Annotated in this window: 10 protein-coding genes; 3 read left to right on the top strand and 7 right to left on the bottom strand. The window is 74.1% G+C overall.

Features of this window, described 5'->3' with window-relative positions:
* A partial coding sequence (locus tag ACIBBF_RS15585; protein ID WP_397414834.1) for a fibronectin type III domain-containing protein occupies positions 1–3,308 on the top strand: 3,308 nt, incomplete at its 5' end.
* Here ACIBBF_RS15585 and ACIBBF_RS15580 read toward each other — a convergent pair.
* A complete protein-coding gene (locus ACIBBF_RS15580) occupies positions 3,305–3,787 on the bottom strand; it encodes a MarR family winged helix-turn-helix transcriptional regulator (RefSeq protein ID WP_397414831.1) in 483 nt (160 codons plus the stop codon). The two genes, ACIBBF_RS15585 and ACIBBF_RS15580, sit on opposite strands and share 4 nt — an antisense overlap.
* A 169-nt stretch (positions 3,788–3,956) precedes the next feature.
* On the opposite strand from ACIBBF_RS15580, the gene ACIBBF_RS15575 reads away from it, so the two are divergent.
* Positions 3,957–7,181 (top strand): efflux RND transporter permease subunit, encoded by a 3,225-nt coding sequence (locus ACIBBF_RS15575; RefSeq protein ID WP_397414829.1) that lies wholly within the window; start codon positions 3,957–3,959, stop codon positions 7,179–7,181.
* Between the two features lie 370 nt (positions 7,182–7,551).
* Positions 7,552–8,712, top strand: coding sequence for an epoxide hydrolase family protein (locus tag ACIBBF_RS15570; RefSeq protein WP_397414827.1), 1,161 nt, complete (start codon positions 7,552–7,554; stop codon positions 8,710–8,712).
* A 98-nt stretch (positions 8,713–8,810) separates the two neighbouring features.
* Here ACIBBF_RS15570 and ACIBBF_RS15565 read toward each other — a convergent pair whose 3' ends face one another.
* From ACIBBF_RS15565 to ACIBBF_RS15540, 6 genes are all read right to left on the bottom strand, one after another.
* Positions 8,811–10,298: an aldehyde dehydrogenase family protein gene (locus tag ACIBBF_RS15565; protein WP_397414825.1), complete on the bottom strand. Its 1,488-nt coding sequence runs from the start codon at positions 10,296–10,298 to the stop codon at positions 8,811–8,813.
* A gap of 87 nt (positions 10,299–10,385) precedes the next feature.
* The gene (locus tag ACIBBF_RS15560) at positions 10,386–11,387 is read right to left on the bottom strand and encodes a proline racemase family protein (protein WP_397414823.1); all 1,002 of its coding nucleotides are present in this window, start codon (positions 11,385–11,387) and stop codon (positions 10,386–10,388) included.
* A gap of 29 nt (positions 11,388–11,416) precedes the next feature.
* Positions 11,417–12,334, bottom strand: a complete 918-nt coding sequence (locus ACIBBF_RS15555) for a dihydrodipicolinate synthase family protein (RefSeq protein ID WP_397414821.1) — start codon at positions 12,332–12,334, stop codon at positions 11,417–11,419.
* Positions 12,331–13,770 (bottom strand): FAD-dependent oxidoreductase, encoded by a 1,440-nt coding sequence (locus ACIBBF_RS15550; RefSeq protein WP_397414819.1) that lies wholly within the window; start codon positions 13,768–13,770, stop codon positions 12,331–12,333. The genes ACIBBF_RS15555 and ACIBBF_RS15550 overlap by 4 nt, the downstream gene beginning before the upstream one ends.
* The gene (locus tag ACIBBF_RS15545; protein ID WP_397414817.1) at positions 13,767–14,096 is read right to left on the bottom strand and encodes a (2Fe-2S)-binding protein; all 330 of its coding nucleotides are present in this window, start codon (positions 14,094–14,096) and stop codon (positions 13,767–13,769) included. The genes ACIBBF_RS15550 and ACIBBF_RS15545 overlap by 4 nt, the downstream gene beginning before the upstream one ends.
* The gene (locus tag ACIBBF_RS15540; protein ID WP_397414815.1) at positions 14,093–15,301 is read right to left on the bottom strand and encodes an NAD(P)/FAD-dependent oxidoreductase; all 1,209 of its coding nucleotides are present in this window, start codon (positions 15,299–15,301) and stop codon (positions 14,093–14,095) included. The genes ACIBBF_RS15545 and ACIBBF_RS15540 overlap by 4 nt, the downstream gene beginning before the upstream one ends.
* Positions 15,302–15,423 lie beyond the last annotated feature (122 nt).

Genomic DNA, 15,423 nt, shown 5'->3' with positions numbered 1-15,423 from the left:
GCGCGCCGAGCAAGGGCACGGCCACCATCGTGGACGGGTTCATCGACTACAAGGCGTCGGACGAGGCGGGCCTGGACACGTTCACCTACCAGGTCGCCGACACCCGCGGCGCACCCGCCGAAGGCCTGGTCCGCGTGGGAGTCGCCGCTCCCCCGGCGTCCAACCAGAAGCCGCAGGCGATCGACGACGAGACGACGGTCCGCCCCGGCCGCACGGTCGCCGTCGCCGCGCTGGAGAACGACTCCGACCCCGACGGCGACCAGATCGGCCTGTACACCAAGGGTTTCGAGGGCACCGAGGAGATCGGCGTCGACCCGAAGGCGGTCGAGGACGACGTGGTGCTGACCGCGCCGGAGGAGGAGGGGGCCTACTCCTTCTACTACGGCATCCAGGACACGTACAAGGAACAGGCCAGCGGCGCGATCACCGTGAACGTCGAGCGCGACGCCCCGCTGCTGCGCCCGGTCGCCCGCGACGACGTGGTGACGGCCGACGACGTCGAGGGCGCGTCCAGCGTGACGGTCGACGTGCTCGCCAACGACTCCGACCCGGACGGTGTCGCCGCCGACCTGGAGGTCTCGGTGGACGAGGGCCTGGAGGGCGTGACGGTCGCGGAGGACGGGCGCGTCCAGGTCCGGCTCGCCGAGAGCGCGCAGGTCATCACCTACACGGTGACGGACATGGACGGCCTGGAGGCCAAGGCGTTCGTGCGGGTGCCGGGCGACCAGTCCCGCCCGCACGTGAAGCCGGGTCTGGAGCCGCTCAAGGCGACCACCGGTGAGCCGCTGACCATCGACCTGGCCGAGTACGTGGTGGTCCGTGAGGACCGGGAGCCGCGCATCACCGAGGAGAAGACGGTCAAGGCCCTGGAGGGCTCCGTCTCCGTCGAGGACGCGGACACGCTGGTCTACACCTCGGCGGCGGACTACGCCGGGCCGGCCTCGGTCAGCTTCGAGGTCACGGACGGCTCGGGGCCTGACGACGCCGAGGGCCTGACCGCGGTGCTGAAGCTCCCGGTCGACGTGACCCCGGCCAAGAACATGCCCCCGAAGGTCACGGGCACGCCGGTGCTGGAGGTCGCGGCCGCCGAGGAGGCGACCGTGGACCTGTCCCGGTACGTCAAGGACCCCGACAAGGACGACCTCACGTACCAGGTCACGGGCGGCGAGGGCATCACGACCTCCGTCTCCGGCGCCACCATCACCGGCGAGGTCGACGTGGCGGTGCCGAAGGGCACCGTCCGGGAGCTGCCGATGACCGTGTCCGACGGGTTCAACCCGCCCGTCGAGGCGACCCTGACCGTGAAGGTCGTGCCGTCGACCCGCTCGCTCGCGCAGACCACCGACGACGTGGTGACGGACGCGCACCAGGGCGAGCCCACGACCATCCCGGTCCTCGCCAACGACGTCAGCCCGTTCGAGGGCGAGCCGCTCACGCTCACGGGCTCCCCCACCGTCGACACGGGCCAGGGCACCCCGGCCTATCAGGGTGACCAGCTCGTGGTGACCCCCGCGGCGGACTTCACGGGCACCCTGGTGGTCCGCTACCGCGTCGCGGACGCCACCGGCGACCCGGACCGGGAGGTCGACGGCCTCGCCCGCCTCACGGTGCTCGGCAAGCCGGACGCACCGCGCGCGCCGCGGGTCGAGGAGGTGCGCTCGGAGACGGTGGTGCTGAGCTGGGACCAGCCGAACAACAACGGCTCGGACATCACCGGCTACACGCTGCGCACCCAGAACGGTCAGGAGCACGCGTGCGCCACGACCACCTGCACCTTCGACGGCCTGCAGAACAACGTGAAGTACCGGTTCACCGTCGTGGCGACGAACGACGTCGGCGACTCCGAGCCGTCCCCGGCCTCCCGGGAGGCCCGCCCGGACGAGAAGCCGGACAAGCCCGCCCCGCCGAGCCTCGAGTTCGGGGACAGCAAGCTCACGGTGTCGTGGAAGAACCGGACCTATACCGACCGGTCGCCGATCGAGTGCGTCAACCTGGAGATCAGCCCGCCGCCGGCCGACGGCGTGACCCAGAAGACGTGCGTCGCGAGCAGCCCGATCACGTGGGAGGGCCTGGAGAACGGTACGGCGTACACGGTGCGGGTGCAGGCCAAGAACGACGCGCCCGACCCGTCCGACTGGAGCGACCCCTCCGCTCCCGAGGTGCCCGCCGCTCCGCCGGCCGCTCCCGCGGCCCCGACGGCCACGCGGGTCAACACGGCCGTGGGCGGCCAGATCACGGTCAGGTGGACCGCTCCGGCGAACAACGGCGACGCGATCGACAAGTACTGGCTGGGCGTCTACACCGACGGCCAGCTCGTCAAGGCGATCGACACCACCGACACCGAGCAGACCGTCCAGGACCTCTCGACCGGTTCCTCGTACAAGTTCCGCGTGCGGGCCACCAACAAGGCCGGCAACGGTGAGGCCAGCCCGTTCTCCAACGAGGTGGTGCCCTACGGCACCCCGGACCGGCCCGGCACGCCCTCCGCGTCCCTCGGGTCCACGACCAGCGGCCAGGCGGACGTGGCGTGGGGCCGGATCGGCGAGTTCCGGGGTACGGGGCACCGGTACGAGGTGCAGGCCAACGGCGCGGGCGCGCAGAACGCCGGCGACACCACCTCGCACACCTACAGGCCGCTGACCAACGGCACCTCGTACACGTTCCAGGTGCGGGCCTGCAACGACTACATCTGCTCCGACTGGTCGGCGTCGTCGAACGCGGTGACGCCGTACGGCCCGCCGCCCACGCCGAGCATCAGCGCCGCCGGCGGCGGCGGCCAGGTGACGTTCACGTGGGACGCCCGGGCCACCAACGGCCGGCCCACCACGGTCCGCGTCACCGGGGCGATCACCAGCACAGCCAAGAGCGGGACCGAGTCCGCGAGCGCGAGCGCCGGCCAGACCAAGCGGGCGTGCGTGACGGTGACCGACTCCGAGGGCAACTCCGCCCAGAAGTGCGCCGAGGGCACCGCCCTGACCCCGAGGGCGTGGCTCAGCTACGGCTCCGAGGTGAGCTGCGCGGGCACGTGCCGGCACTGGGTCGTCAACTGGTCCGGCTTCGACTCCGGCAACCACGAAGTGGCCTGCTGGGCGGGTGACACGTCACGGTACGACGCCGACAGCCCGAGCTACTGGCACGACATCCACCCGCCGCACCCGAACACGTGGTCGGGCGCCACCAAGTACTCGATGAACGGGACCAGCGGGTCCAAGGAGCTCCCGTGCTTCATGGGATCCCAGTACAACGGGGCGGAGGTCGCGTTCTACGTGGACGGCGAGCGGTACCAGATCTCGAGGTGGAACAGCTAGCGCGCCGCGGGTCCTGACCCCGGGTCGCTCGCGGGGGCGAGCCGCGTGGCTGCCTCCAGCAGCGCCCTGGTGCCGCGGGTCAGGGCCCGCAGGTCCTCGACGTCGAGCAGGGCCAGCAGGTCGGGCGGCAGCTCCTCGTCGTGCGCGACGATGCGCCGGATCGTCTCGCTGCCCTGCTCGGTGCTGGTGACCCGCCGCACCCGGCCGTCGGCCGGGTCCGGTGTGCGCCGGGTCATCCCGGCCGCGGTGAGCCGGTCGAGGATGCCCGACACGGTGGCCGCCGAGACGCCGAGGGCGTCGGCCAGCCGCTGCGGCGTCGACTCGCCGTCCACCTGCACGAGCGCCAGCGCCCGGAGCTGCTGCACGGTCAGGTCGGTCTCCAGCAGCGGTACCAGCCGGGTGGCGAAGAACTCCTCGCCGAGCCGACGGTGCAGTGTGGCGAGCTCGGCGACGAGCTCGGCGCGGGTCTGGTCGGTCACGGGGTGACTTTAGCGGCCCCGGGCCGGGCCGTGACCGGTGCGGAAGCCGCGGTTGCGGGCCGGGAACCCCGGCAGGATCCTTTGCGTTAGGCAAAATACTGCGCCGACGGAGTCGCGGGACCCCGGCGTATCCCCCAGAACTGGAGGCAGTGTGTTCCGTCTTGCCCGAATGTCGCTCGCGAACCGCGCGCTCGTCGCGCTCGCGACGACAGCCGTCTTCCTCGTCGGCATCTTCAGCATGGGGCAGCTCCGCCAGGAACTCATCCCGTCGATGACCGTGCCCATGGTCGCGGTCACCGCGGCCGACCCGGGCACGTCGCCGGAGATCGTCGCCGAGCGGGTCACCGAACCCATCGAGAACGCCGTCCAGGGCGTCGACGGCGTCACGGGCGTGACGTCGACCGTCGCCACGGGCCTCTCGGTGACCAGCGTCGAGCTGGAGTACGGCACCGACGTGGACGCCGTCGAGCAGGAGGTGAGCTCGGCCCTGGGCGGTCTGAGCGACCTGCCCGAGGACGTCGAGCCGGAGGTCATGGCCGGTTCGCTGGACGACCTGCCGGTGATCCAGCTCGCCGTCTCGGGCAACGGCAGCGAGCGCGAGCTCACCGACGCCATCGACTCGGTGCTGGTCCCGGAGCTGTCCGGCATCGCCGAGGTCCGCGACGTCACCGTCACCGGCGTCACCGAGCGCCAGGTCGTGATCGAGCCCGACGACGAGAAGCTCGCCGCCGCGGGCCTCACCGCCGCCCAGCTCTCGACGCTGCTCCAGGACAACGGCACGGTCATGCCGGTCGGCTCCATCACCGAGGACGGCACCACGAGCAGCGTCCAGGTCGGCACCTCGGTCGCCTCCGTCGAGGAGCTGGAGGACCTGCCGATCCTCCCCGCGGCGGGTGCCGCGGGGGCGGGTTCCGGTGCGGCGGCGGGCCCCGGCGGTGCAGGCGCCGTCCCGGAGGCCCCCGACGCCGGCACCGGCGCGGCCGACGTCGTCCACCTCGGCGACGTCGCCGAGGTGAGCGTGCAGGACGTGCCGCCCACCTCCTACTCCCGGCTGGACGGCGAGCCGTCGCTCGCCGTGGCGCTGACCAAGACCCCGGACGGCAACACGGTGGACGTGTCGCACGCGGTGCACGACGTGCTGACCGACGTGGAGGACGAGCTCGACGCCGACGGCGTGACCACCGTGGTGACGTTCGACCAGGCGCCGTTCATCGAGGAGTCGATCGAGGGGCTGACCACCGAGGGCGGCCTCGGCCTCCTGTTCGCGGTGCTCGTGATCCTGGTGTTCCTCGCCTCGCTGCGCGCCACGCTGGTCTCCGCGATCTCGATCCCCCTGTCGCTGGCGGTCACGTTCGCGGCCATGAACCTCACCGGCTACACGCTGAACATCCTCACGCTCGCGGCCATGACCATCTCGATCGGGCGCATCGTGGACGACTCGATCGTCGTGATCGAGAACATCAAGCGGCACCTGTCCTACGGCGAGGACCGCGTCCACGCGATCGTCACCGCCGTGCGCGAGGTGGGGGCCGCGATCACCGCCTCGACGGTGTGCACCGTGGCCGTGTTCGCGCCGATCGCGCTGGTCGGCGGCATGGCGGGCGAGCTGTTCCAGCCGTTCGCCGTCACCGTGGCCATCGCCATGGGTGCGTCGCTGGTCGTGGCGCTGGTCGTGGTGCCGGTGCTGGCCTACTGGTTCATCAAGGTCCCGGCGCAGCCCGACGGCGGCGTCGCCCTGCGCGAGGCGGCCGAGGAGAAGGAGCGGCGCGGTGTCTGGCAGCGTGCGTACGTGCCGTCACTGGCCGCGGCGCTGCGCCGTCCCGCCGTGACCCTGGGCATCGCCGTGGCGCTGCTGGCGGGCACCGTGGCCCTCGTGCCCCGCATGGAGACCAACTTCATCGGCGCCGCCGGGCAGGACACCCTCTCGGTGACGCAGGAGTTCGAACCGGGCACGTCCCTGGCGGCGCAGGACGACGCCGCGAAGGAGGTCGAGGAGGTGCTCACGGGCGTCGACGGCGTCGAGACCGTGCAGACCACCGTCGGTTCCGGCGACGGCATGGCCGCCGCGTTCGGCATGGGCGGGGGCGGCAGCAGCGCCACCTTCGCCCTCACCCTGGACGAGGACGCCGACGGCACGGCCGTGCAGGACGAGGTGAGCGACGCGCTCGACGCCGCCACCCTGGACGGCGAGGTCACCGTGGCCGCGGGCGACGCCGGCTTCGCCAGCAGCACCGTGGACCTCGTGGTCACCGCGCCCGACGCCGAGGGCCTGGCCGAGGCGGCGAGCACCGTCGAGGACGCCGTGACGGACCTCGACGGCGTCGACGGCGTGACGAACAACCTCGCCGCGGAGCAGTCGACCGTGCAGGTGACCGTCGACCGGGACGCCGCCGCCGCGGCCGGGCTCACCGAGCAGGCCGTCTCCGGTCTGGTGGCCGGTGCCATGAACGAGTCCAGCATCGGCACCCTCGACCTGGCGGGCTCGTCGCGGGACGTGGTGGTGGCGGGCGACGTGCCCGCGACGACCGACGAGATCGAGGAGATCCAGGTGCCGACGGCCGCAGGGATGATCCCGCTGGGCGACCTGGTGACGGTCGAGCGGGTGTCGGCCCCGGCGTCGGTCACGCGGGTGGACGGCGAGCGCAGCGCCACCGTCGCGGTCACGCCCGCCGGGCAGGACCTGGGCTCGCTGACGGTCACCCTGACCGAGGAGATCGACGGTCTCGACCTGCCCAGCGGCGCGGAGGTGACCATGGGCGGCGTGGCGGCCGACCAGGCCGACGCGTTCGCCGACCTCGGCCTGGCGCTGCTGGCGGCCATCCTCATCGTCTACCTGGTGATGGTGGCGACGTTCCGGAGCATCGGGCAGCCGCTGATCCTGCTGGTCTCGGTGCCGTTCGCGGCCACGGGCGCGCTGGGCGCGCTGCTGCTGACCGGGACGCCGCTCGACGTCGCCGCTCTGATCGGCCTGCTGATGCTGGTGGGCATCGTGGTGTCGAACGCGATCGTGCTCATCGACCTCATCAACCAGTACCGCGCCGACGGGCGGGCCCTGGACGAGGCGGTCCGGGAGGGGGCACGGCAGCGTCTGCGGCCCATCGTGATGACGGCAGCCGCGACCATCCTCGCGCTGACGCCCATGGCGTTCGGCCTCACCGGCGGCGGGGCGTTCATCTCGCAGCCGCTGGCGCTCGTGGTGATCGGCGGGCTCGTCTCCTCGACCCTGCTGACGCTCTACGTGGTGCCGGTGATCTACACGCTGTTCGAGCGCCGGTCGGAGGACCGCACCTCCAAGCGCGCAGCGCGCGCGGTACGGCGGGCCGAGAAGGCGCAGGCCAAGGCGGCGGAGGCGGCCCGCGTCGCACAGCGCCTGGCCGCGGACACGGCCCAGTAGGCAGCCGCCGGGCGCCCGCGGACCGAGCGGGGGCGCCCGGCGCACGGCGCAGGCGGCGAACGGGACAGACCGCGGACCGACGCAGCAGCGGACGGGACAGACCGCGGACCGACGCAGGCAGGACCGACCCGCGGCACGGCGAACAGACCGGTGCGCGCCAGACGGGCGGAGTGCAGGCGGTCGCCCCGGGTCGAGCTGCCCCGGGCCCAGGTGCCCCGGCCCAGCCGCCCCAGGCCCAGCCGCCCCGGGCGGAGGTGCCCCGCGCAGGTGGGTTGCGCTGCGTAGACGTTGTCTACGCAGCGCAACGCACCTCCGTCACCATGTGTCTCCGCGGGGCGCCACGATCCATCCGAAATCGTAGAGTTGTCCCGTGACGGACACCCCCGCGACCTCCCCCGAGCCGTTCGCGCCCCGCACCGCCCCCGAGGCGATCGAGGACCTGCGCGCCCGGCTGCGGATGACCCGCTGGCCCGACGCGCCGCAGGACGTGGGGTGGACGCTCGGCACGGACCTCGACTACCTCCGCGACCTGGTCGCGTACTGGGCGGACGGCTTCGACTGGGCGGCGCAGGAGGCCGCGCTGTCCCGGCTGCCCCGGTTCCGCACCCGGGTCGGCGGACTGGGTATCCACTACGTGCACGCGCGCGCCGTCGCGCCGTCCGGCCCGGTGCTGCCGCTGGTCCTCTGTCACGGCTGGCCGGACGCGTTCTGGCGGTACTCGAAGGTGATCCCGCTGCTGACCGACCCGGGCGCGCACGGCGCCGACCCGGCCGATGCCTTCGACGTCGTGGTGCCCGACATGCCAGGGTTCGGGTACTCGGACCGGCCGTCCGGGCAGCCGCTGAGCTCGATCGCCGTCGCCGACCTGTGGGCCGCGCTCCTGCGCACGCTGGGCTACGAGCGGTTCGGTGCGGCAGGTGGCGACATCGGCAGCCACGTCAGCCGCTACCTCGCGCTCGACCACCCCGACCGGGTGGTCGCCGTGCACCGGATGGACGGCGGCCTGCCCGTCTTCGCCGACGACCCGGCAACCCTCCGGCCGCAGGAACGGGCCTGGTTCGCCGAGGCCGCCGGCTGGAACGCCTCCGAGGGTGCGTACGGCGCCCTGCACCGCACCAAGCCGCAGACCCTGGCGGCCGCGCTCACCGACTCGCCCGCCGGCCTGGCCGCGTGGATCGTGGAGAAGCTGCACTCCTGGAGCGACGGCGGCATCGAGCGCTGGTCGCGGGACGACGTGCTCACGCTGCTGTCGATCTACTGGTTCACGGGGACGATCGGCTCCTCGACGCGCATGTACACCGCCAACTCCGCGATCCCCGCCGCGCAGCTGACCCGCCGGGTCGAGGTGCCGTCCGGGTTCTCGCTGTTCCCCGGTGACATCGTGCGACCCCCGCGCGCCTGGCTGGAACGCACGGCCAACACCGTCTCGGTGACGGAGCCGGCGCGCGGCGGCCACTTCGCCCCTTTCGAGGAACCGGAGCTCTACGCCGAGGAGCTCCGCGCCTTCTTCCGCCCGTACCGCCGGCCCTGAACCGGGCCGCCCACCCCTGCCCCGCCTCATCCCTGCCCCAGGTCGGCAGTTTGCCCCACGAACTCGGCAGTTTGCGTCCCCTCAGCGAGCCGCCGTGCTCACCACTGTGCCGACGCCCCTCGCGGTGACACCGTGCGGGGCACGCCCCAGGGGTTGTCGTCGCGCAGCGGCGGCGGCAGCAGAGCCTGCGGGGCGTCCTGGAACGTGACACCGCGCAGGAAGCGACCGATCGCGGCGGTGCCGACCGACGTGCCGTCCGTGGTCGTCGCGGGCCACGGCCCGCCGTGCTGCATCGCGGGGGTCACCGCGACACCCGTGGGCCAGCCGCCCAGCAGCACGCGCCCGGCGTGCTCGCCGAGCCGGGCCACGAGCACCTGCAGGTCCGCGCCCGTCTCCCCCGCGCCGAGGTGCAGGGTCAGCGTCAGGTTGCCCGGGAACAGCTCGCCGACGACGACGGCCAGGTCGGTGCCGCGCGGGTACTCGACGATGACGGAGAACGGCCCGAACACCTCGTCCAGCAGCGCCGGCCCGGCCGTCCGCAGCACGTCCAGCGGCACGGAGACGAACGTCGGCGTCGCCCACCCCTGGCCATCGGTGTCCCGCCGGAACCCGCCGGGGCGCACCACGCGGACCCCGTCCACCCCCAGGACCTCGGAGACGCGCCGCTCGTACCCGTCCGCGATCGACGGGTTGAGCAGGCGGTGCTCGGCGACGTCCGAGGCCGCGGCGACCACGGCGTCGTCGTAGGCCGTGCCCTCCGGGACGAGCAGGAAGCCCGGCTTGGTGCAGAGCTGCCCGGCCGATCCGGAGACGCTGGCGACGTACCCGGCCAGCAGCTCGCCACCGCGCTCCTCCAGCGCCGCGGCCGAGACGAGCACCGGGTTGACGCTGCCCAGCTCGCCGAAGAACGGGATCGGGTCGGGCCGGGCGGCCGCCCGCGCGGCCAGGAGCTGCCCCACGCGCTGGGACCCGGTGAACGCCGCGGCCCGCACCGCCGGGTGCTCCAGCAGTGCCACGCCGGCGTCCTGGCCCGTGACGAGCTGGAGCGTACCCTCCGGCAGGCCGGCCTCGACCAGCGCGCCGGCCACCAGCTCTGCGACCCGCTCCGACAACCGGGGGTGACCCGGGTGGGCCTTGACGATCACCGGGCAGCCCGCCGCGAGCGCCGCGGCCGTGTCCCCGCCGGCCACGGAGAAGGCGAACGGGAAGTTGCTGGCCGCGAAGTTGAGCACGGGGCCCACCGGCCACAGGCTGCGACGCAGGTCCGGGCGGGGGCCGAGCACGAAGTCGGGGTCGGCCTCGTCGAGGCGCACGTCGAGGTAGGCGCCGTCGGCCACGACGTGCGCGAACAGCCGTAGCTGCACCCGGGTGCGGGTGAGCTCGCCGCGCAGCCGGGCCTCGGCGAGGCCGGTCTCCTCCTGGGCGATCGCGACCAGCTGGTCGGCGTGGTCGCCGAGCGTCGCGGCGGCAGCGCGCAGGGCTCCCGCGCGGACCTCGGACGGCGCCTCGGACAGCGCGGTGAACGCCTCGGCGGCGAGGCGGGCGACGTCGTCGACGGCGAGGTCGGGTGCCGTGGTGGCGGTCATGGGTGTCGGCTCCTCAGCGGTTCTCGGGCAGGCTCAGGTGGTGCGGTCCGGCGGCCGGGCGGGTTCGGCGCCCGGCCCCGGGACGGGTCAGAAGACGAACCCGGTGGGGAACGGGTCGCTCGGGTCGAGCAGGTAGTTCGCGGTGCCGGTCACCCAGGCGCGCCCGGTGATGGTGGGCAGGACGGCGGGCAGGCCGGCGACCGTGGTCTCCCCCACCAGGCGCCCGACGAACCGGCTGCCGATGAACGACTCGTTGACGAAGTCGGCCCCCAGCGCCAGCTCGCCGCGCGCCCACAGCTCGGCCATGCGGGCCGAGGTCCCGGTGCCGCACGGCGACCGGTCGAACCAGCCGGGGTGGATGGCCATGGCGTGCCGGGACAGCGTCGCGTCCGAACCGGGGGCGATGAGCTCGACGTGGTGGCAGCCCTCGACCCCGTCGAGCTCCGGGTGCCTCGGCATCGCGGTCTCGTTGATGGCGTCCATGATCGCGAGCCCGGCGGACAGCAGGTCCTGCTGGCGCTCGCGGTCGAAGGGCAGCTTGAGGTCGTCGAGGTCGACCAGGGCGTAGAAGTTGCCACCGAACGCCATCGAGTAGGGCACGGTGCCGTAGCCGGGCACCTCGACCTCCTGGTCCAGCGCGGTGACGAAGCTGGGCACGTTCTCGATGGTCACGGCGTCCGCGTGGCCGTCGCTGACGGCGACCTTCGCGACCACCAGCCCGGCGGGCGTGTCGAGCCGGATCTCGGTGACCGGCTCGACCACGTCCACCATGCCTGTCTCGACCAGCACGGTGGCCACACCGATGGTGCCGTGCCCGCACATGGGCAGGCAGCCGGACACCTCGATGTAGACCACGCCCCAGTCGCAGTCGGGCCGGGCGGGCGGCTGCAGGATGGCGCCGCTCATCGCGGCGTGCCCCCGCGGCTCGTTCATGAGGAACTGCCGCAGCTCGTCCATGTGCTCCATGAAGTACAGCCGGCGGTCGTTCATGGTCTCGCCGGGGATGAGCCCCACGCCGCCGGTGACGACGCGCGTGGGCATGCCCTCGGTGTGCGAGTCGACGGCGGTGATGGTCCTGCTGCTGCGCATGGCGCCTCCCTGTGCTCGGCCCGGCCCGGTCAGCGCGAGGCGATGTAGCTGAGCGCGGCCTCGGTGTCCTTGCGCACCTGCGCCTCGTGCGCCGCGGACAGCGGGCCGCGCGGCGGGCGGGTGGGCCCACCGTAGCTCTGCCCGGCGATGTCGATCGAGTGCTTGATGGCCTGCACGAACTCGGTGCGCGAGTCCCAGCGGAACACGGGCACGAGGTGGCGGTACAGCTCGCGTGCCTCGTCGATCCGGCCCGCGGTGACCAGGTCGTAGATCTCGACGGCCTCGCGCGGGAACGCGTTGGGGTACCCGGCGAACCAGCCGACGGCGCCCGCGACCAGCGACTCGAACAGCAGGTCGTCGGCCCCGGCGATGACGTCGAGGTCGGGGGCGAGCTCCTTGATCTCCATGACCCGCCGCACGTCGCCGGAGAACTCCTTGACGGCCACGACGTTCTCGAGCTGGGCGAGCTCGGCCAGGATGTCGGGCGTCAGGTCGACCTTGGTGTCGATCGGGTTGTTGTAGACCATGATCGGCAGGCCCACCTCGTTGACCGCGGCGTAGTGGGCGATCACCTCGGACCGGTTGGCCCGGTAGATCGTGGGGGGCAGCAGGAGCACGCCGTCGGCGCCGTCCTCGGCGGCGAGCTCGGCCCAGTGCCTGGCCTGGTGCGAGCCGACGCCGTGCACGCCGGCCACGACGAGCCCGCGCCCGTTGACGGCCTGCACGGCGGTCTGGATGACCCTGCGACGCTCGTCGTCGGTGAGGGAGGAGTACTCGCCGAGCGACCCGTTCGGGCCCACGCCGCGGCAGCCGTTGTCGATGAGGAACTCGCAGTGTGCGGCGAACTTCTCGTGGTCGACGGCGAGGCCCGCGGGCGCCGACTCGTCGGGCGTGAAGGCGAGCGTGGTGGCGACGATGACGCCGCCGAGGTCGAAGCGCTGGTTCATGGGAGGTCTCCTGTGGTTGTGATGCTGTCGGAAGAAGAGGTCGATGGTGCGGGCAGGGCCGCGAGGTCGCCGAGCCGGACCGGCACGACGAGGGGACGACGGTCGACGCCGGGCGCGGCCCCGGCGTCGCCCAGCAGCTCCTGGAGCGTGCGGCCGCACGTGCGGGCCTGGCACGGGCCGAGCCCGGCGCGGCTGGTGAGCTTGACGGAGCGGGCCTCGCGCGAGCCGGTCAGGTCGACCACCTCGCGCACGCGGCCGTAGGTGGTCTCCTCGCAGCGGCAGACGACGGTGTCGTCGCGCAGCCAGCGGACCCACCCGCCGCGGATGCCGTGGGCGGCCTCGATCCGGGCCGCGAAGCCGCGCGCCCGGTCCCGGGCGCGCACCGCGCGGGCAGCACCGGCCGACCCGAGGTCGTCCCCGGCCGCCGCCGTGCCGGCCACGGTGCCCTCCGCGAGTGCGGCGTCCGCCCCGCCGATGCCCGTGATCTCGCCCGCGGCCCACACGCCGGGTACGGACGTGGCCTGCGCGGCGTCGACCACCACGAACCGGCCGGGCGTCAGCTCGCATCCGGCGGCGATCGCCAGCTCCAGGCGCGGCGTGAACCCGTGGCTCACGGCCACGGCGTCGGCCGCGACCTGCCGTTCGGTGCCGGGGACGGGTGCCCAGCGCGCATCCAGCCGTGCGACGGTGACTGCCTCGACCTGACCGTCCCCGTGCGCGGCCACCACGGCCTCGCCGGGGCGCCAGGGCACGCGGTGCGCCGCCAGCTCGCGGACGTACCCGGCGAGCTCACCGGCCTTGCCGGCCGCCCCGAGCAGCTCCCAGGGCCGGTCCAGCCAGCGCGCGAGGGCGCCGGTCCGGCTCGCCTCGTGCACCCCCAGCACGCGGGCCCCGGTACGCAGCAGCGACGAGGCGACGGGCAGCAGGAACGGCCCGGCCCCGGCCACCACGACCCGGCGCCCCACGGCGACCCGCTCCCCCTTGGCCAGCGCCTGCGCCGCCCCCGCCGTGTACACGCCCGGGAGCTGCCAGCCCGGGAACGGGAGGGTCCGGTCGTGGGCGCCGGTGGCCAGCACCAGGGCGTCGGGCTCCAACGGCACGGCCTCGCGGCCCGCGCCGTCCGGCTCGCCGACGAGGACGTTGAGGCGCACGCCGTGATCGAGCCGCTCCAGGGACCACACCTGCGCCGACGGCAGCACCGTGACGGCCGGGTGCGCGAGCAGGCCCTCGCTCAGCGCGCGGTAGGTGCCCCACCGGTGGTGCAGCACCTGCTCCTGCCCGGCCGGGCGGACGTCGGGCAGGTGCCGCCAGTACTGGCCGCCGAGCACGTCGGCGGCGTCGAGCAGCGTGACCCGGGCGCCGGCGTCCGCGGCGGCCCGCGCGGCGGCGAGCCCCGCGGGACCCGCGCCCACGACGACGACGTGCCGCGCGCTCACCGCTCCCCCTCCGGCCGGTCCGCCGGGCCGCCCTGCCGCACCACGACGTCGCCGTCCTGCGCCCGGCGCAGGCAGGCCCGCACGTCCCGCAGGCCGTTGACCTCCACGAGGCAGTCGAAGCAGACGCCGATGCCGCAGAACACGCCGCGCGGCGCCCCCTCCCCGCCGGTCGTGCGCCACTGGCGCCGTCCGGCACCGAGCAGCACGCCGGCCACGGTCTGCCCGGCGGTGCCGGTGACGGCCTCGCCGTCGACCCAGACGGTCAGCGGCTGGTCCGGGCCCGGCCGCACCGGGTCGGCACCGGGTGGTATCCGGCGTGACGTCATGGTCGTGCTCCCTCGTGGTCGTTCTCCGGCGCGCCGGGGCGCAGCGCGTCGAGCGCGGGCCGGCCGGCCGCGTACGGGCGCGGGTCCACGGCGGGCGCGGACCCCAGCAGCGCGGCGGCCAGCAGGTCGCCGGTGGCGGGAGCCAGGCCGACGCCCGCCCCCTCGTGGCCGGTCGCGAACCAGAGCCCGGCCAGGGCCGGGTCCGCGCCGATCACGGGCAGGTGGTCGGGCATGTACGGCCGGAAACCGAGGTAGGTGCGCATGACGCCGGTCCGGGCGAGGAACGGGAACACCGCGACCGCGCGCCGAGCCATCTGGGCCAGGACCTCGGCGCGCAGCCGGTCGTCGAAGCCCACCTGCTCGCGGCTCGACCCGATCAGCACCGTCCCGCCCTGCGTGGACTCGACCACCGCGGAGGTCTGCAGCTCGGCGCCCGCGGACTGCGTGGCGGCGAAGTAGTCACCGTCGTACACCTTGTGCCGGATGCGCTGCCGCATCGGCGTGGTCACGAGCACCATGCCGCGGCGGGGCCGCACCGGCAGCCACGAGCCGAGCCGCCGCGCGACGTCACCCGACCACGGACCGGCCGCCACGACCACGTCGCCGGCGGGAACGTCACCCTGCGTGGTGGTGACCCCGGCCAGGCGGCCGCCGTCGAGCAGCGGGCCGGTCACCTCGACCCCCGTGCGGACCACGGCTCCCGCCCGGCGCGCGGAGGCGAGCAGCGCCTCCGCCGCGGCCACGGGCTGCACCTGTGCGTCCTGCGGGTAGTGCACCGCTCCGACGACGCCGGGGGCGAGGTCGGGCTCCATCTCCCGGGCCTGCCCGGGGGTGAGCTCCACCGCCTCGACGCCGGCCGCGCGCTGCGCGCTCGCGAAGGTGCGCAGCCCGTCCAGGCCGTCGCCGGAGGTGACCACGACCAGGCCGCCCTTGGCCTCGTGCTCGACCGACGGGAACCGGGGCCCGAGCTCGTCCGCGAGCTCGCCGGCCAGCTCCGCCCAGCGCCGCAACGACACCCGGGCCAGCTCCAGCTCCGCGCCGGGTCCCTTGTCCGAGACCAGCAGGTTGCCCTCGCCGTGCGCACTGGTGGCCGACGCCGCCGCGCCCCGGTCCAGCACGGTCACCCGTGCCCCGGCCCGGGCGAGGGACCGGGCGCACGCGGCGCCCACGATCCCGGCGCCGACGATCACCACGTCCGCGGTCACGTCCACCCCTCCTCCGTCGGCCGGCAGCCCGGTCGCCCTGTCCGCCTCATGCCTGCTGTCAGATTCCTGCTGTCAGTTGCTGCTGTCACACGCTGCTGTCACACGCTGCTGTCACGGGCCCC

This window comes from Promicromonospora sp. NPDC050880, from assembly GCF_044456525.1.
Lineage (GTDB): Bacteria > Actinomycetota > Actinomycetes > Actinomycetales > Cellulomonadaceae > Promicromonospora.
This window is presented reverse-complemented; position numbering and strand designations above follow the sequence as displayed.

Bases quoted from the DNA above. Each gene is read 5' to 3' on its own strand.
- ACIBBF_RS15545 (WP_397414817.1), bottom strand. From the start codon at position 14,096: ATGACGTCACGCCGGATACCACCCGGTGCCGACCCGGTGCGGCCGGGC.
- ACIBBF_RS15560 (WP_397414823.1), bottom strand. From the start codon at position 11,387: ATGCGCAGCAGCAGGACCATCACCGCCGTCGACTCGCACACCGAGGGC.
- ACIBBF_RS15565 (WP_397414825.1), bottom strand. From the start codon at position 10,298: ATGACCGCCACCACGGCACCCGACCTCGCCGTCGACGACGTCGCCCGC.
- ACIBBF_RS15555 (WP_397414821.1), bottom strand. From the start codon at position 12,334: ATGAACCAGCGCTTCGACCTCGGCGGCGTCATCGTCGCCACCACGCTC.
- ACIBBF_RS15575 (WP_397414829.1), top strand. From the start codon at position 3,957: ATGTCGCTCGCGAACCGCGCGCTCGTCGCGCTCGCGACGACAGCCGTC.